Source organism: Pseudomonas fluorescens, from assembly GCF_902497995.1.
Taxonomy (GTDB): domain Bacteria; phylum Pseudomonadota; class Gammaproteobacteria; order Pseudomonadales; family Pseudomonadaceae; genus Aquipseudomonas; species Aquipseudomonas fluorescens_BK.
In genome coordinates this window covers 37,658-54,717 of record NZ_CABVII010000036.1, presented here as the reverse complement: position 1 = coordinate 54,717, position 17,060 = coordinate 37,658, and the positions used below count along the sequence as shown (strand labels likewise).

The following is a 17,060-nucleotide window of genomic DNA, read 5'->3' as shown; positions in this document are numbered from 1 at the left end:
CCACTTGGCGCTTCCGATCTCTCGTCAGCGGGAGGCGAATTCTACAGCGTTAGTCGCTGCTGTCAACACCTCTTTTACCCCGCTTTCGACCGAGAAGATCGAACCGTTAAAAGAGCCAAACAACACCGCTCTTTCAACTCCTTCTGGGCCTCGATGAACTGAAGCAACTCGCTGCCGAAAACTGCGTAACTCTTTGTTTACCAAGGAGTTTTCCGTTTCGACTGCGCCGGAAGTGGGGCGAATTATAGGCTTCCAGAATCTGCCGTCAAGCCTTAAATAGCTTTCCTGGCAATAACTTGCCGAAGGCCGAAAAACAGCCCTCCGCCCCCGACTGGAGAAAGGAAAATCGCTCCTTCTATATAGGAGGAAACCTCAAAGCACTCCAGCCTCTTTAAACGCAGCTACCGCGCCAGCATCCAGACCCAACACCCGCTGCAGAACCTCCAGCGTGTGCTCGCCCAATAAAGGAGGCGCATTGCGGTACTCCACAGGTGTCTCGGACAGACGAATCGGACTCGCCACCTGCGGCACCGTCCCGGCCAGCGCATGCGGCAACTCAATCGCCAAGCCACGCGCCTTGACCTGAGGGTCGGCAAACATCTGCGCCAGATCATTGATCGGCCCGCACGGCACGCCTGCCTGTTCCAGCTGCAGTACCCACTGCGCAGTCGTCTTGAATACCGTTGCCTGGCGAATAAGCGGAATCAACTCCGCACGATTCGCCACCCGCAACTTGTTGGTCGCAAAGCGTGGATCGTCCGCCCACTGCGACTGACCCGCCACTTCGGCAAATTTGCGGAACTGCCCGTCATTACCCACGGTAAGGATGAAATCGCCATCCGCCGTAGGAAAGTCCTGATAAGGCACGATGTTCGGATGAGCATTACCCAGGCGTTTCGGCGCATTGCCTGTGGTCAGGTAATTCATCGCCTGGTTAGCCAGACAAGCTACCTGAACATCGAGCAGCGCCATATCAATATGCTGACCGCCGCCTTCATGATCGCGGTGAGCCAGTGCCGCGAGGATCGCCACTGTCGAGTAGAGCCCGGTCAAGATGTCGGTCAGCGCCACGCCGACTTTCACCGGCCCAGCTCCTTCCTCGCCTTCAGGTCGCCCGGTCAGACTCATCAGTCCGCCCAACCCCTGGATCATGAAGTCATAACCCGCGCGCTTGGCGTAAGGCCCCGTCTGACCAAACCCGGTAATCGAGCAATAGATCAGGTTCGGATTGATCGCCTTGAGCGATTCATAGTCCAGCCCATAAGCCGCCAGACCGCCCACCTTGAAGTTCTCGATCAGGATGTCCGACCTGGCCGCCAGCTCACGCACCAACTTCTGCCCCTCCGGGCGCGTGAAGTCGATGGTGACTGATTGCTTGTTGCGATTGGCCGACAAGTAATAGGCCGCTTCGCTGGTGTTCTCGCCATGGGCGTCTTTCAGGAAAGGAGGCCCCCAGGCGCGCGTATCGTCACCGTTGCCCGGCCGCTCGACCTTGATTACGTCGGCACCAAGGTCGGCAAGGATCTGCCCGGCCCACGGCCCGGCCAGTACCCGCGATAAATCCAGTACCCGTAGATGCGATAGCGCGCCCATGGACGTTCTCCTGTTAATAGAACGCCTGGAGGCCGGTCTGCGCACGACCGAGGATCAGCGCATGGACGTCGTGCGTACCTTCATAGGTATTCACCACTTCCAGGTTGACCAGGTGACGCGCGACGCCGAACTCATCGGAGATGCCGTTGCCGCCCAACATGTCGCGCGCCATGCGAGCAATATCCAGCGACTTGCCGCAGGAGTTGCGCTTCATCATCGAGGTGATCTCGACCGCAGCCGTGCCTTCATCCTTCATGCGACCCAGACGCAAGCAACCTTGCAGCGCCAGGGTGATTTCGGTCTGCATGTCGGCCAGCTTCTTCTGGATCAGCTGAGTGGCGGCCAATGGACGACCGAACTGCTGGCGATCCAGCGTGTATTGGCGAGCGGTGTGCCAGCAGAACTCGGCGGCGCCGAGTGCACCCCAGGAAATACCGTAACGTGCCGAGTTGAGACAGGTAAAAGGACCTTTCAAACCACGGACGTCAGGGAAGATGTTCTCTTCAGGGACAAACACGTTGTCCATGACAATCTCACCGGTAATGGACGCACGCAGGCCGACCTTGCCGTGAATCACCGGGGCGCTCAAGCCTTTCCAGCCCTTCTCCAGCACGAAGCCACGGATGTCGCCCGCATCATCCTTGCCCCAGACCACGAATACATCGGCGATCGGGCTGTTGGTAATCCACATCTTGCTGCCGGTCAGGCTGTAGCCACCTTCCACTTTGCGTGCGCGAGTAATCATCGCGCCCGGGTCGGAACCGTGGTTAGGCTCGGTCAGACCGAAGCAGCCAATCCATTCGCCGCTGGCCAATTTCGGCAGATACTTTTGCTTCTGTGCTTCGGTACCGAATTCATTGATCGGCACCATCACCAGCGAAGACTGCACGCTCATCATCGAGCGATAGCCGGAGTCGACACGCTCGACTTCACGGGCGATCAGGCCGTAGCTGACATAGTTCAGGCCGCTGCCACCGTACTGCTCGGGGATGGTCGCCCCCAAAAGGCCCACTTCGCCCATTTCGCGAAAGATCGCCGGGTCGGTCTTTTCATGGCGGAAAGCTTCAAGAACGCGCGGCGCGAGTTTCTGCTGAGCGAATTGCTCGGCGGTATCGCGAATCATGCGCTCTTCTTCGGTGAGCTGTTGATCCAGCAGCAGGGGATCGATCCAGTTGAAGCTAGCTTTACCGCCCATGAGTGTGTCCTCTCGAATCGGGTCAAATAACGTGGATTGATCCTAGGCCGGGTTCGGCGTCACGGCAAACGAGGAATTTGCATACTGTTGTGCTAATTTCTCACTCCGAAAGATCGTTAATCAGCTTTTATGCGATCTATTTGTGAGGTTGCCGTACATGCGAAGAAAGATACCCAGCACGACCGCCCTGATCAGCTTCGAGGCAGCAGCGCGTCATGAAAGCTTTACCAAGGCCGCCCAGGAGCTTTCGCTGACTCAAGGCGCGATTTGCCGGCAGATCGCCAGCCTGGAAGAGTTCCTGAGCGTCGAACTGTTCCGCCGCTCGCGCCGCGGGGTCAAGCTGACGGAAGCCGGACTGTCCTATAGCCGACGGGTGGCCACCCAGCTCGATGCGGTTGAGCGGGACACCTTGTCAGTGATGGGTCAGCAGGGCACCAATGTGATCGAACTGGCCGTCGTACCGACCTTCGGCACTCAATGGCTGCTGCCAAGGCTCAAGGACTTCCAGCAACAACACCCGGAAGTGACGGTCAACCTCACCAATCGAACGCGCCCCTTCCTGTTTGCCGACACCGACTTCGATGCGGCGATCTATTTTGGCGACGCCGACTGGTCGGGTACCGAATCCCACAGGCTGATGGGCGAAAATCCGATGCCCGTATGCAGCCCTGACCTGCTGGGAAAAAAGACCCATCTGACCCCCAGTGCAATCGCCGACCTGCCCCTGCTGCAGCAGACCACTCGTCCCTATGCCTGGCGCCAATGGTTCAACTCGCAGAATCTAAATATCCCGCGGGACATGACAGGACCGCGCTATGAGCTATTCTCCATGCTCGCCCAAGCGGCCATGCACGATATGGGGATTGCGCTGATACCGCCGTTCCTGATTCAGCGTGAGCTGGCGGAGAAGCGCCTGTTGATCGCCAACCCTCAAGCCCTGTCGAGTATCAAGGCTTATTACCTGATGATTCCCGAGCGAAAGGTCGAATCGGCCTCTTTAAGGGCTTTTCGCGACTGGCTGGTTAATCAGGCACACAGCTACAACCTAGAAGGATAAAGGCCCGAGCCAATTAATTGACCCAGTAGTCAGCAAATATAAAACCCTACAGATATACGTATTTGTCGCATATTCGCAAACTGTACCGCGAAGGCATACAATCGCGCCAAAAGCGCCTGAACGCCTGGCCTTGAGCCTCCAAACCGAAGCAATGACGCCTCTTTCACCTTACCGATGTGCCAATCGCTCATTTTTCAGCAGAACCCTTGCAAGGCACGGCCTACAAGGGATTGACCCGATTGGTGCGACATTCGGTCACGGGGTGACTTGTAGTTAATTTTCCGTCACCCGTCATAATCCCTTGATGGGCACAAAGTTCGCCTGCAAAATGCCACGCCCCGCCCTTGTTTGGCGGGATCGTGCTGATCGGCCGCCCCAGCCGCACCATCCGCAGTGCATGGGTTTACTCAATAAGATCACGCAGGAGATTTGACGTGCACATTGGTGTTCCTCTCGAAACCCAGACGGGTGAAACACGGGTTGCTGCTACCCCGGAAACCATCAAGAAGCTGATCGGCCAGGGGCATAAAGTCACTGTGCAAAGCGGCGCCGGCATTAGTGCCAGTGTTGTCGACAGTGCTTATGAAGCGGCAGGCGCCACCATTGGCAGCGCCAACGAAGCGTTTGGTGCCGAGCTGATTCTGAAAGTGGTCGCCCCCAGCGACAGCGAACTCGCTCTGATCAAGAGCGGCACCGTTGTGGTGGGCATGCTCAACCCGTTCAGCAACGAAACCATTGCCAAGATGGCCGAGTGCGGCATTACCGCGTTCGCGCTGGAAGCCGCGCCGCGCACCTCCCGCGCCCAAAGCCTGGATGTGCTGTCCTCGCAAGCCAACATCGCCGGTTATAAAGCCGTGTTGCTGGCCGCTCACCACTATCCGCGCTTCATGCCGATGCTGATGACCGCTGCGGGCACCGTGAAAGCGGCGCGCGTGCTGATTCTCGGCGCCGGTGTGGCTGGCTTGCAGGCCATTGCCACGGCAAAACGCCTGGGCGCAGTGATCGAAGCTTCCGACGTGCGTCCTGCGGTTAAAGAGCAGATCGAATCCCTCGGCGCCAAGTTCGTCGACGTGCCTTACGAGACCGATGAAGAGCGCGAATGCGCCGTCGGTGTCGGCGGGTACGCACGCCCCATGCCCGCCAGCTGGATGCAGCGCCAGGCGCTGGCCGTGCACGAACGCGCCAAGCAGGCGGACATCGTCATTACCACAGCGCTGATCCCGGGCCGCAAGGCGCCGACCCTGCTAAGCGCGCAAACCGTGGCGCAGATGAAACCAGGCTCGGTGGTCATCGACCTCGCGGCAGCCCAGGGCGGCAACTGCCCGCTGACGGTTGCCGACCAGGTAGTGGTCGAAAATGGTGTGACCATTTGCGGTCCGACCAACCTCGCCGGCGCCGTCGCGGCAGATGCTTCGGCACTGTATGCGCGCAACCTGCTGGACTTCCTGAAGCTGGTCTTCAACAAAGAAGGCCAGTTCGAAGTGAACCTCGAAGACGATATCGTCGCCGCGTGCCTGATGTGCCGCGACGGCCAAGTCATCCGCAAAAACGCCTAAGCAGGGATTCAGACGATGGAAGAATTTATCTCCCCCGGTATCTACAACCTGATCATCTTCGTGCTGGCGATTTATGTCGGTTACCACGTGGTCTGGAACGTTACACCTGCTCTGCACACGCCGTTAATGGCGGTGACCAACGCCATTTCGGCCATCGTGATCGTCGGTGCCATGCTGGCAGCGGCGCTGACCGTGACGCCGCTTGGCAAAACCATGGGCACCCTGGCCGTGGCCCTCGCCGCGGTCAACGTGTTCGGTGGCTTCCTGGTCACCCGGCGCATGCTGGAAATGTTCAAGAAAAAAGCGCCTCCGGCAAAAGCGCCGGCAGCCAAGGCCGAAGCAATCAAGGCTGAGGTGCAGCAAGCATGAGCATGAACCTGGTTACTTCCCTGTACCTGATCGCCTCGGTCTGCTTTATCCAGGCGCTCAAGGGCCTGTCGCATCCAACCACATCCCGTCGCGGCAACCTGTTCGGCATGCTCGGCATGGGGTTGGCGATCCTCACTACCGTCGGCCTCATCTATAAGCTGGGCGCAGAGCTGGCCACCGCTGGCATCGGTTACGTCATCGTCGGCCTGCTGGTCGGCGGTACGGCCGGTTCAATCATGGCCAAGCGCGTTGAAATGACCAAGATGCCGGAACTGGTCGCCTTCATGCACAGCATGATCGGTATGGCCGCCGTGTTCATCGCCATCGCAGCTGTGGTTGAGCCGCAATCGCTGGGCATCGTCAAGCAACTGGGTGATGCGATTCCTGCCGGCAACCGTCTGGAGCTGTTCCTCGGCGCGGCCATCGGTGCAATTACCTTCTCCGGTTCGGTGATCGCCTTCGGCAAGCTCTCGGGCAAGTACAAGTTCCGCCTGTTCCAGGGCGCTCCGGTACAGTTCACTGGCCAGCACAAGCTCAACCTGCTGCTGGGCCTGGCGACATTGGGCCTGGGCATCACCTTCATGCTCACCGGCAACCTCAGTGCCTTTGCGCTGATGCTGGCCCTGGCCTTCGTGCTCGGCGTGCTGATCATCATCCCGATCGGCGGCGCGGACATGCCGGTGGTGGTGTCGATGCTCAACAGCTACTCCGGTTGGGCAGCAGCGGGCATTGGCTTCTCGCTGAACAACTCGATGCTGATCATTGCCGGCTCCCTCGTGGGCTCGTCCGGTGCGATCCTGTCGTACATCATGTGCAAGGCGATGAACCGTTCGTTCTTCAACGTACTGCTCGGCGGTTTCGGCAATACCGCCGATGCAGGTCCGGCAGGCGCCAAGGAAGCCCGCCCGGTGAAATCCGGTTCGGCCGACGACGCGACCTTCCTGCTGACCAACGCCGACACCGTGATCATCGTTCCGGGCTACGGCCTGGCGGTCGCCCGGGCGCAGCATGCGCTGAAAGAGCTGACCGAAAAGCTGACCCATCGCGGCGTGACTGTGAAGTACGCGATCCACCCGGTTGCCGGCCGCATGCCGGGCCACATGAACGTACTGCTGGCCGAGGCCGAAGTGCCTTACGACCAGGTGTTCGAGATGGACGACATCAACTCCGACTTCGGCCAGGCCGACGTGGTGCTGGTGTTGGGTGCCAACGACGTGGTCAACCCGGCGGCGAAGAACGATCCGAAGTCGCCGATTGCCGGCATGCCGATTCTCGAAGCGTTCAAGGCCAAGACCATCATCGTCAACAAGCGCTCGATGGCCAGCGGCTATGCCGGTCTGGACAACGAACTGTTCTACCTCGACAAAACCATGATGGTGTTCGGCGACGCCAAGAAAGTCATCGAAGACATGGTTAAAGCCGTCGAGTAAAACTTGCGCAAGCAGCAGTACCCAAAACCCCGGCCTTAGCAGGCCGGGGTTTTTTATTGCTCACAAATCAACGGCGAAAAACCGACCAAAGGCTCTAAATCAGGGCTCGGCATTCGACCATGGTAGCGGGACGGATTTTTTTCAAATCACTAGACTGCACACCTTGCTTTCGTTGCCCGAGATAACCATCCATGTACCGTGATCGTATTCGCTTGCCTTCGTTGTTGGATAAAGTGATGAGCGCCGCTGACGCTGCCGCTCTGATTGAGGACGGCATGACCGTCGGCATGAGTGGGTTCACTCGCGCCGGCGAAGCCAAGGCCGTGCCCCACGCATTGGCCGAACGCGCCAAGCTGACCCCGCTGAAAATCACCCTGATGACCGGCGCGAGCCTGGGCAACGACCTCGACAAACAGCTCACCGAAGCCGGCGTATTGTCACGACGCATGCCCTTCCAGGTCGATAGCACGCTGCGCAAGGCTATTAATGCCGGCGAAGTCATGTTCATCGACCAGCATCTTTCGGAAACCGTAGAACAACTGCGCAACCAGCAGCTGAAACTGCCGGACATCGCGGTTATCGAGGCCGTGGCGATCACCGAGCAGGGCCACATCGTACCGACCACTTCGGTCGGCAACTCGGCCAGCTTTGCGATTTTTGCCAAACAGGTCATCGTTGAGATCAACCTGGCGCACAACCCGAATCTGGAAGGTCTGCACGACATCTATATCCCGACTTATCGCCCGACACGCACGCCGATCCCGCTGGTGAAGGTTGACGACCGGATTGGCAGCACTGCCATCCCGATCCCGGCGGAAAAAATCGTCGCCATCGTCATCACCAACCAGTCCGACTCGCCTTCCACCGTGTTGCCGCCGGACATTGATACTCAGGCCATTGCCGATCACCTGATCGACTTCTTCAAGCAGGAAGTGGCGGCCGGGCGCATGACCAACAAGCTCGGCCCGCTGCAAGCCGGCATCGGCAGCATCGCCAACTCGGTGATGTGCGGCCTGATCGATTCGCCCTTCGAAGACCTGACCATGTACTCCGAAGTCCTTCAGGACTCGACCTTCGACCTGATCGATGCCGGCAAGCTGAGCTTTGCGTCGGGCAGTTCGATCACTTTGTCGGCGCGTCGCAATACCGACGTTTTCGGCAACCTGGAGCGCTACAAGGACAAACTGGTCCTGCGCCCGCAGGAAATCTCCAACCACCCTGAGGTGGTGCGCAGGCTCGGCATCATCGGCATCAACACCGCGCTGGAGTTCGACTTGTACGGCAACGTCAACTCCACCCATGTCTGCGGCACGCGGATGATGAACGGGATCGGCGGCTCGGGTGACTTCGCGCGCAACGCGCACCTGGCAATCTTTGTCACCAAGTCGATTGCCAAGGGTGGCGCGATCTCCAGCGTGGTGCCCATGGTCAGCCACGTCGACCACACCGAGCATGACGTCGATATCCTCGTCACCGAGATCGGCCTGGCCGACCTGCGCGGCCTGGCGCCGCGGGAACGGGCCCGAGTCATCATCGACAATTGCGTGCACCCGGACTATCGCCAAGCGCTGGATGACTACTTCACAGCCGCTTGCGCACTTGGCGGCCATACACCGCACATCCTGCGCAATGCACTGAGCTGGCACATGAACCTGGAAGAAACCGGACAAATGCTTGCCGTGTAATTGATACAGATAGCGGCTGACGCAAATACAGTTTCGTCAGCCTGCTATTGCCAAGCAGAAATGTGTTTAAAACTGTACTGCTGTACCGGTCTTTTCCTACAGTATTTCCCTACCCTTCCGCGCCAAAACATCAATTTCGCACCATATCAGTGCGAACAGGTACAGTTGCCTCAATTTTGACCAGTACACCACCTCTTAACAGTTAACTGGTGCCTCACAATACAAGTGAACTGTATCTACAGGGACTGGCCAAACAAGAGGATCATTGGCATCAGTTAAACCACTACCTAATCCCGCCACAAGCGGAAGGATGCTAACCATGGAACGTACACTCAGTTCCGAACTGTTCTTCGAAGACACCGCTGCAAAAACCCAGGCTTCCATGCCTCTGCGCGTTCTCGCCAACCTGATGTTGTGGCAGCGCCGCATCTCCAGCCGCCATCAACTGGCTCGTCTGGATTCGCGTCTGCTGGCTGACGCCGGGATTAGCGAAGCACAACGCTACGAAGAGCTGAGCAAGCCGTTCTGGCGCTAAGTAGCGTCGCTGGCTCTGACCTGTAGGGTCCACCGCCAGCAACCCGAATTGAATAAACAAGACCCGTCGCGGGAAACCGCGACGGGTCTTGTCGTTTCAGGGCCCTGAAAAGCCATGACAGTACAGTTTCAAAATTGCTAACATTTACCAGTACACTTGTCGTTTGTTCCTATATGGGCTGTTCGAATCCCTCCTCACCGGCCTAATATTCAACCAGAACGTGGCGAACGCAGTACCACCGGCGTCTGATCTTCAGACACTGCGCCATCTCCCAATCGGTTCACCAAAGGAGTCACTCCATGTCCCGTCTTCGTCTGCTCAGCGCTGCAGCCCTGCTTGCCGTGGCAGCCAATGCCCACGCCACCAGCTTCATCGTGACCACCGATGCCGTCGTCGGCGCACTCAAGGCCACGTCCGATGCGACCTCCGATGTCACTTCCTCCTTTCGCGATGACAAGATCGTGCGTGCCGCCCGCGACGACGCCGCCAGCTTCGTCGCCAGTGAAGGCGCCATCCGTGGCGTGAAACTGGAAAGCGCCCTCGACCACATTCGCCAACAGGCTCCTCAACTGAGCGCTACGGATGCGCAGCTGGCCCAGGCCATCCTGACCATCTAAGCGTTGCCGCTCACCCGGGACACGCGCGTCGTGTCCCAATGTTTCAACTCTGGCTCTAGACCGGGCGTTGCGCTAGCCTTGGGGCTCGCTTTCAGCTATCGAGTCTCATGCGTTTTCTTTCAAATCTGTTGATCACTCCGTTTTTTGCGACAGCGTGCTGGGTGGGTTCGGCCCATGCCTACGACGCTTTCAACCTGTCGACACAAGGCATAGTCGCCACCGGCTACGCCACCACCATGGTGTCCGCCGCCCCCTTCGACCGTAAACTGCTACTCGCCGCACAGGATGACGCTGCGGCGTTCGTTGCCAGTGACGGCGAACTGCGGGGCGCGCAGCTGGAGGCTGCCCTGGTCTATCTGCGCAGCGCCCAACCAAAACTTCATGCAAGCGACCTTGAACTGGCGCAGGCAATTCTCGTCCAATAGTTATCCTTATCTGCGGAGTCGTTCCATGCGTAGCCCCCTGATTGCTGCTGCCCTTGGCCTGTTGTTGTTGGCCGATGTGACCCAGGCGCACACCCTGGTCGCCACCAGTAACATCATCATCGATGCCTCCCGGCGCACCATTGATTTCACGTCCGACACCACCACGTCCATTCGCGATTCGAAAATCATCCGCGAAGCCCACGACGATGCCGCCAGCTTCGTTGCCAGCGAAGGTGAAATTCGCGGTGCTCACCTGGAAGCTGCCTTCGACACATTGCGCACCCGCGTGCCGGAAGCCCGGGACGCCAGTGACCAGGTGCTCGCCGAAGCCATCCTCGCACTGTGATGTCGCCTGTCGCCTGGCTGTTGGCCGGGGTCCTGTTGCTGCTTGGCAACACGGCCCAGGCTGCCCTGCAATTACAGCTCAAGACCCAGGGGCTGAGCCCCGCACAGCAGCAGGCCAGTCAGGCGCTGCTTGATGAGGCCATGCAGGCATTGCCGCCGCGCTTCATCGAGCAACTCGACCGCAGAATCGACGTCGGCTGGACCGATGAGATGCCAGGCGACGCCTACGGGCAGGCGTCGCTGGTATCCGAACTCGATTTGAACCGCAACCTGCTCGCCAGCCTCACCGACGGTAGCGCTGCGACCAGAAAAACGTATCGCCCCCATGGCACTGTGCGCCGGGAAATGCTGGCCACGGTGCTGCACGAGCTCACTCACATCTATGACCGCTCGCGTCTGTGGCCCGACGCGGAGCGCACGCTGATTCAGCGCTGCACCCGACGCAACAGCAGCTCGGGGCTGATCGGCATGCCCGATCAATGTCGCGGCCAGGCCGATCGACGCTTTACCCTCAGCGACGACCCGCGCCTGCTTGACCTCGCCGGCTGGCCACAGTACGTGGGTCGCCGTGGCGAGCGCGAACAGCACAATCGACAAATTGCCCGCAGCCCGGACATCTACGAGACGAGCAGCCCCAAGGAGTTCGTCGCGGTCAACATGGAATATTTCCTGCTCGACCCGAGCTACGCTTGTCGCCGTCCTGCGCTGTACCGCTACTACCAGGAACATTTCGGCTGGGCGCCCGCCGCCAAAGACACCTGCGGCAAATCCTTTGCGTTTCTCAATGCCGGCAACGACTTCGCCAAACAACCCCTGGGCCAGGTCGACCCGGAACGGGTGTACGCCGTCGACTATCTGCTGGCCGAAGCCAATCAGAATTGGGTCAGTCGCTGGGGCCACAGTATGTTGCGCCTGGTGATCTGCGCACCCGGTCGGCCACGCGGACCGGATTGCCGGCTGGATCTGGATCAGCATCTGGTGCTGTCCTACCGCGCCTTCGTCGGTGATGTACAGCTGTCGAGCTGGGACGGCCTGGTGGGTAAATACCCGTCGCGCCTGTTTGTCCTGCCCCTGGCTCAGGTGATCGACGAATACACCAAGACCGAACTGCGCAGCCTGGCCTCGGTGCCGCTGAACCTGTCGCGCAACGAAATCGAAGACGTGGTGGAACATGCCGCCGAGATGCACTGGAGCTATGACGGCAACTATTTCTTCCTGTCCAATAACTGCGCGGTAGAAGGACTGAAACTGTTGCGCAGCGGCACCAACAATTCGCAGCTGGTCGGGCTGGACAGCATCATGCCCAACGGTTTGCTGGAAGTGCTAAAGGGTCGCGGACTGGCCGATACCAGCGTGCTGGACGATCCCCGCGAAGCGCTGCGCCTGGGTTATCGCTTCGACTCCTTCCGCGATCGTTATCAAGCGATGTTCGAAGTGCTGAAGAAGCACCTGCCGATCAAGCAGGAAAAGGTCGAAGACTGGCTGACATTGAAAGCCGAGGAACGCCGGCAATGGATTGACCGGGCCGACTTGCGCACCAGCGCGGCATTGCTGTTATTGGAGCAGGCCGCCTTCCGCCAACAGTTGGTACTGGCCCAGGACGAAGTAAAACAGCGCTATCTGGGCGCTCGGGAATTGAAGAATGGCGGTATGGACAGGGCCAACGCCACCTTGCAGCAGATTCTCGCCAACAGCGGCTTCCTCAGCCGTCCGGCGGAGTTGCTCGGTACAGGCGGTTATGGCTTGCCGCAGCCGAGTGAATGGCAACGCCTGGAGTCGGAAAGCAGCCTGCGGCAGAAACAGCTTCAAGCGCTGACGGGCGATCTGGACAAGGAAGTGAGGGCGCTGCTCGAACCGAATCGGGCGGCCGAGATGGCCGCCAATGAAGCCAACCTGAAGCAGGTTGGCGAGCATTTGCGCAAGTTGCATAAGGCGGCGGGTGGGTTGGAGTTGCCCTGAAGCAACGCTCTGCGAAACGGCAGAGATCCTCTGTGGCCTAGCCTCACTGTGGCGAGGGGGGCTTGCCCCCTGGCCACAATGGATCGCGTGCGCTCAACCATGGATCAATATAAAACCACTTTGCCTTCAGCTGACGCGGGCTTTACGCACGCCGTCGGCCAGTGCCGCGCAAAGGCTCAACACTCCATCGACTGCCTGATCCGGCGTCGAGGCATTGGCGATGTGATCGATCAACGCCGACCCCACCACCACACCATCCGCCAGGCGAGCGATGGAGGCCGCTTGCTCCGGTGTGCGAATGCCGAAACCGATGCTGATCGGCAGATCGGTGTGGCGACGCAAACGGGCAACCGCTTCTTCAACGTGTTCCAGGGTCGCCGCGCCTGCGCCAGTCACACCCGCTACAGATACGTAGTAGACGAAGCCAGAGCTGCCATTCAAAACGGTCGGCAGACGAACATCATCGGTGGTCGGCGTCGTCAGACGAATGAAGTCGATACCCGCAGCCTGAGCCGGATCACACAACTCGCCGTTATGCTCCGGCGGCATGTCGACCACGATCAAACCATCAACGCCGGCTTCTTTGGCATCGGCGATGAAACGTGGCACGCCGTACATGTGAATCGGATTGAAGTATCCCATCAACACCAGCGGAGTGTCGGTATTGCCTGCACGGAACTCACGCACCATTTTCAGGGTTTTCGTCAGATTCTGCTTTGCGCCCAAGGCACGGATGTTGGCCAGCTGGATCGCCGGGCCATCGGCCATCGGATCAGTGAAGGGCATGCCCAACTCGATCACGTCGGCGCCAGCACCGGGCAAGCCTTTGAGGATCGCCAGGGAAGTGTCGTAGCTCGGGTCGCCAGCGGTAACAAAGGTCACCAGGGCGGCGCGGTTCTGTTCCTTGAGTTCGGCAAAACGCGTTTGCAGGCGGCTCATCAGTGTTTCTCCTGCTTTGATTGTTCCATGTGGTGCATCACGGTTTGCATGTCTTTGTCGCCACGACCGGACAGGTTGACCACCATCAGGTGATCTTTGGGCAGGGTCGGTGCGCGTTTGAACACTTCGGCCAGGGCATGGGCGCTTTCCAGCGCAGGAATAATCCCTTCCAGGCGGCAGCATTTGTGGAACGCGTCGAGGGCTTCGTCGTCGGTTACCGAGGTGTACTGGACGCGGCCGATGTCATGCAACCAGGCGTGTTCGGGGCCGATGCCTGGATAGTCGAGGCCGGCAGAAATCGAGTGGGCGTCGATGATCTGGCCATCGTCGTCCTGCAACAGAAAAGTCCGGTTGCCGTGCAGCACACCCGGTACGCCGCCGTTCAGGCTGGCCGCGTGCTTGCCGGTTTCGATGCCGTAACCGGCGGCTTCAACGCCGATGATCTCGACGCTTTTGTCGTCCAGGAACGGGTGAAACAGGCCCATGGCATTGGAGCCGCCGCCGATGCACGCCACCAGGCTGTCCGGCAGGCGGCCTTCCTGGGCTTGCAGCTGGTCACGGGTTTCCTTGCCGATAACGGCCTGGAAGTCGCGGACCATGGCCGGGTAAGGATGCGGACCGGCGACGGTGCCGATCAGGTAGAAAGTACTGTCGACGTTGGTGACCCAGTCGCGCAATGCTTCGTTCATCGCATCCTTCAGGGTGCCTGTACCGGCCACGACCGGGATGACTTCGGCGCCCAACAGCTTCATGCGGAACACGTTGGCCTGCTGACGCTCGATGTCCGTCGTGCCCATATAGATCACGCAATCGAGGCCGAAACGCGCGGCTACAGTGGCCGTCGCTACGCCGTGCATGCCAGCGCCGGTTTCGGCGATGATGCGTTTCTTGCCCATGCGCCGCGCCAGCAGGATCTGGCCGATGCAGTTGTTGATCTTGTGCGCGCCGGTGTGGTTCAGCTCTTCGCGCTTCAGGTAAATCTTCGCGCCGCCGCAGAATTCTGTAAGACGCTCAGCGAAGTAGAGCGGACTGGGACGTCCGACGTAATCGCGCTGGAAGTAGGCCAATTCCTCCTTGAATGCCGGATCTTCCTTGGCCGCTTCGTATTCCCGGGCCAGATCGAGGATCAACGGCATCAGGGTTTCGGCGACGTAGCGGCCGCCGAACGCGCCAAACAGGCCGTTGGCGTCGGGGCCGTTGCGCAGATTAGTCTGGGTCATGGGTCGCTCCAGTTGAATGCGTGAGATGACAATGGGCTTAACTTTACCCCTCACGCCTTGAGCTGAAAACCGATAAGATTGCCACAACCTGTCAGGAAAACTCACAGATCCTATGAGCCATGACCTTCCCCCGTTGAACGCATTGCGGGCCTTTGAAGCTACTGCCCGCCTGAACAGCGTCAGTCAGGCCGCCGAACAGCTGCACGTCACCCATGGTGCGGTCAGTCGGCAACTGAAGGTGCTCGAAGAACACCTCGGCGTGAGCCTGTTCATCAAGGATGGTCGCGGCCTTAAACTCACAGATGCCGGGATTCGTTTGCGAGATGCCAGCGCTGAAGCGTTCGAGCGTTTGCGTACGGTTTGCGCAGAGCTGACTCAAAGTACCGCCGACGCGCCGTTTGTACTCGGCTGCTCAGGCAGCTTGCTGGCACGCTGGTTCATTCCGCGCTTGGGAAGGCTGAATTCAGACCTGCCGGACCTGCGCTTGCATCTATCGGCCGGAGAAGGCGATCTGGATCCTCGTCGGCCGGGGCTCGATGCCCTGCTGGTGTTTGCCGAGCCACCTTGGCCAGCTGACATGCAGGTCTACGAATTGGCAAGCGAGCGGATTGGCCCGGTCATGAGCCCGCGATTTGCCGGCTATGAAAGATTGCAGGAAGCACCGGCCACGGCGCTGCTGGACGAGCCATTGCTGCACACCACCTCTCGCCCACAAGCATGGCCCAGTTGGGCACAACAAAGTGGCATTGACGCCAAAGCGTTGAAATTAGGCCAGGGGTTCGAGCATTTGTATTACTTGCTGGAAGCGGCAGTGGCGGGGCTGGGCGTGGCGATTGCCCCTGAACCGCTGGTGGCCGAGGACTTGAAGGCCGGCCGCCTGGTCGCGCCCTGGGGCTTCAGTGAAACCCCGGCGCAACTGGCGTTGTGGCTACCCAAGCGCGCCGCGGACGGGCGCGCCCGGCAGTTGGCGCAGTGGCTCAAGAACGAACTGCGCCAAACAGATTATTCGCCGCGCTTGAACAGCAGATAAGCTGCGAGCAAACCCAGCGCACCCACAGCGACACCCGCTGTAGTCCAAGGGTGTTGCTGGGCGTAGTCCCGTGTGGCAATCCCGGTTTCGCGGGTTTTGACTTTGACTTCTTCGTACGCATCGCCGAGCAGATGGCGCGAATGCCTCAGCGCGTTTTCGGCGTTTGCTTTCAACACTTTGAGGGTTTTACGCGACTCGTCCGAGGCGTCGTCCTTAAGGCTTTCCAGAGATTTGAGCAAGCTCTCGATCTCGGCTTCCATGCTTTGCAATGAGGCTTTGCGTAAAGAAGTGGTGGCCATGGTGGCTCTCCTGCATTGGTTGAGTTGCGTGTGTTGGTTGGGACTTCAGGGGTTCGAGAAAGTGCAGTAAATCTGAACGTCAACGTCGGATTGGCCGACAGAAGTAATACGAAAAATCACTGCTAGGCTGTATTCAAACCCTGAGGAGAACGCCATGACAGATCATCACACCTACAAGAAAGTCGAGCTGGTCGGCTCATCCGCCAGCAGTATTGAAGACGCCATCAACAACGCCTTGGCCGAAGCCAATAAAAGCCTCAAGTACATGGAATGGTTCGAGGTGACCGAAACCCGTGGGCATATTAAAGATGGCAAGGCCGCCCATTTCCAGGTGACGCTCAAGGTCGGGTTCCGGATTGCGAGCAGCTGAGTTTGGGCTAGTCTTCTGAGCTGGCTGCTGGCCGAGTGCCATAGGGAATGGCAATGCGCTACACAAGCACATCCGGCTGATAGCCGGATGCCCCCTATTGATCCGACCAGAGATTGCGATAGATGAAGAAGTTTATTTTGGCGGTAGGTTTGTTGAGCCTTGCGAGTACAGCCTTTGCTCAGGGCAAGTCGTGTGAAGAGCTGAAAGCCGAGATCGCAGCGCGGCTCGATGCCAAGGGTGTTGCCGGTTATTCGCTGGAAATTGTCGATAAAGGCACTGCTGCTGACGGAAAAGTCGTCGGCACTTGTGAAAAAGGCACCAAGGAAATTGTCTACAAGAGGTAGGCTGATGCCTTAAAAAAAACCGACGCATGACGTCGGCTTTTTGTAGTCGCTGTCTTGTCCTGAATAAGATGTACAGCTGTTTCAGGACTGGA

Annotated in this window: 18 protein-coding genes; 13 read left to right on the top strand and 5 right to left on the bottom strand. The window is 59.1% G+C overall.

Annotation, left to right across the window (positions count from 1 at the left end):
• Positions 1 to 372 precede the first annotated feature (372 nt).
• Both F8N80_RS28675 and F8N80_RS28670 read right to left on the bottom strand, forming a co-directional pair.
• Positions 373 to 1,593: a CaiB/BaiF CoA transferase family protein gene (locus F8N80_RS28675; RefSeq protein ID WP_150785218.1), complete on the bottom strand. Its 1,221-nt coding sequence runs from the start codon at positions 1,591 to 1,593 to the stop codon at positions 373 to 375.
• 13 nt (positions 1,594 to 1,606) lie between these two features.
• Positions 1,607 to 2,788 carry an acyl-CoA dehydrogenase gene (locus F8N80_RS28670; protein ID WP_150785217.1) on the bottom strand — a complete coding sequence of 394 codons (1,182 nt, stop codon included), beginning with the start codon at positions 2,786 to 2,788 and terminating at the stop codon, positions 1,607 to 1,609.
• Positions 2,789 to 2,945: 157 nt separating this feature from the next.
• Between F8N80_RS28670 and F8N80_RS28665 the strand changes: the two genes are divergently transcribed.
• From F8N80_RS28665 to F8N80_RS28620, 10 genes are all read left to right on the top strand, one after another.
• Positions 2,946 to 3,845, top strand: a complete 900-nt coding sequence (locus tag F8N80_RS28665) for a LysR family transcriptional regulator (RefSeq protein WP_150746524.1) — start codon at positions 2,946 to 2,948, stop codon at positions 3,843 to 3,845.
• 434 nt (positions 3,846 to 4,279) lie between these two features.
• Positions 4,280 to 5,401: a Re/Si-specific NAD(P)(+) transhydrogenase subunit alpha gene (locus F8N80_RS28660; protein WP_150746525.1), complete on the top strand. Its 1,122-nt coding sequence runs from the start codon at positions 4,280 to 4,282 to the stop codon at positions 5,399 to 5,401.
• Between the two features lie 15 nt (positions 5,402 to 5,416).
• Entirely contained in the window at positions 5,417 to 5,770 is a 354-nt protein-coding gene (locus F8N80_RS28655) for an NAD(P) transhydrogenase subunit alpha (RefSeq protein ID WP_150746526.1), read from the top strand.
• Positions 5,767 to 7,200 (top strand): NAD(P)(+) transhydrogenase (Re/Si-specific) subunit beta, encoded by a 1,434-nt coding sequence (locus F8N80_RS28650; RefSeq protein ID WP_150746527.1) that lies wholly within the window; start codon positions 5,767 to 5,769, stop codon positions 7,198 to 7,200. The genes F8N80_RS28655 and F8N80_RS28650 overlap by 4 nt, the downstream gene beginning before the upstream one ends.
• 191 nt (positions 7,201 to 7,391) lie before the next feature.
• Complete coding sequence (locus tag F8N80_RS28645; RefSeq protein WP_150785216.1) at positions 7,392 to 8,885, top strand: acetyl-CoA hydrolase/transferase family protein; 1,494 nt, start codon at positions 7,392 to 7,394, stop codon at positions 8,883 to 8,885.
• Between the two features lie 319 nt (positions 8,886 to 9,204).
• On the top strand, positions 9,205 to 9,420 hold the full coding sequence (locus tag F8N80_RS28640; protein ID WP_064675290.1) for a DUF1127 domain-containing protein: 216 nt from the start codon (positions 9,205 to 9,207) through the stop codon (positions 9,418 to 9,420).
• A gap of 299 nt (positions 9,421 to 9,719) precedes the next feature.
• On the top strand, positions 9,720 to 10,037 hold the full coding sequence (locus tag F8N80_RS28635; RefSeq protein WP_064675289.1) for a DUF2388 domain-containing protein: 318 nt from the start codon (positions 9,720 to 9,722) through the stop codon (positions 10,035 to 10,037).
• 107 nt (positions 10,038 to 10,144) lie between these two features.
• Complete coding sequence (locus F8N80_RS28630; protein WP_150785215.1) at positions 10,145 to 10,462, top strand: DUF2388 domain-containing protein; 318 nt, start codon at positions 10,145 to 10,147, stop codon at positions 10,460 to 10,462.
• A 25-nt stretch (positions 10,463 to 10,487) separates the two neighbouring features.
• Entirely contained in the window at positions 10,488 to 10,808 is a 321-nt protein-coding gene (locus F8N80_RS28625) for a DUF2388 domain-containing protein (protein WP_064675287.1), read from the top strand.
• On the top strand, positions 10,808 to 12,766 hold the full coding sequence (locus tag F8N80_RS28620) for a DUF7844 domain-containing protein (RefSeq protein WP_150785214.1): 1,959 nt from the start codon (positions 10,808 to 10,810) through the stop codon (positions 12,764 to 12,766). The genes F8N80_RS28625 and F8N80_RS28620 overlap by 1 nt, the downstream gene beginning before the upstream one ends.
• 126 nt (positions 12,767 to 12,892) lie before the next feature.
• Here the strand turns inward: F8N80_RS28620 and trpA are convergent, their stop codons facing one another.
• Both trpA and trpB read right to left on the bottom strand, forming a co-directional pair.
• A complete protein-coding gene (gene trpA, locus F8N80_RS28615; RefSeq protein WP_150746532.1) occupies positions 12,893 to 13,705 on the bottom strand; it encodes a tryptophan synthase subunit alpha in 813 nt (270 codons plus the stop codon).
• Positions 13,705 to 14,925, bottom strand: coding sequence for a tryptophan synthase subunit beta (gene trpB, locus F8N80_RS28610; protein ID WP_150746533.1), 1,221 nt, complete (start codon positions 14,923 to 14,925; stop codon positions 13,705 to 13,707). The genes trpA and trpB overlap by 1 nt, the downstream gene beginning before the upstream one ends.
• A gap of 112 nt (positions 14,926 to 15,037) precedes the next feature.
• Here trpB and F8N80_RS28605 point away from each other — a divergent pair, with 112 nt between their 5' ends.
• The gene (locus tag F8N80_RS28605; RefSeq protein WP_150785213.1) at positions 15,038 to 15,955 is read left to right on the top strand and encodes a LysR family transcriptional regulator; all 918 of its coding nucleotides are present in this window, start codon (positions 15,038 to 15,040) and stop codon (positions 15,953 to 15,955) included.
• Here the strand turns inward: F8N80_RS28605 and F8N80_RS28600 are convergent.
• Positions 15,928 to 16,254, bottom strand: coding sequence for a DUF883 family protein (locus F8N80_RS28600; protein ID WP_150746535.1), 327 nt, complete (start codon positions 16,252 to 16,254; stop codon positions 15,928 to 15,930). The genes F8N80_RS28605 and F8N80_RS28600 overlap by 28 nt on opposite strands.
• A 154-nt stretch (positions 16,255 to 16,408) precedes the next feature.
• Here F8N80_RS28600 and F8N80_RS28595 point away from each other — a divergent pair, with 154 nt between their 5' ends.
• Together F8N80_RS28595 and F8N80_RS28590 are read left to right on the top strand one after the other, a co-directional pair.
• On the top strand, positions 16,409 to 16,624 hold the full coding sequence (locus F8N80_RS28595) for a dodecin (protein ID WP_064675281.1): 216 nt from the start codon (positions 16,409 to 16,411) through the stop codon (positions 16,622 to 16,624).
• Between the two features lie 122 nt (positions 16,625 to 16,746).
• Positions 16,747 to 16,968, top strand: coding sequence for a DUF1161 domain-containing protein (locus F8N80_RS28590; protein WP_150746536.1), 222 nt, complete (start codon positions 16,747 to 16,749; stop codon positions 16,966 to 16,968).
• Positions 16,969 to 17,060 lie beyond the last annotated feature (92 nt).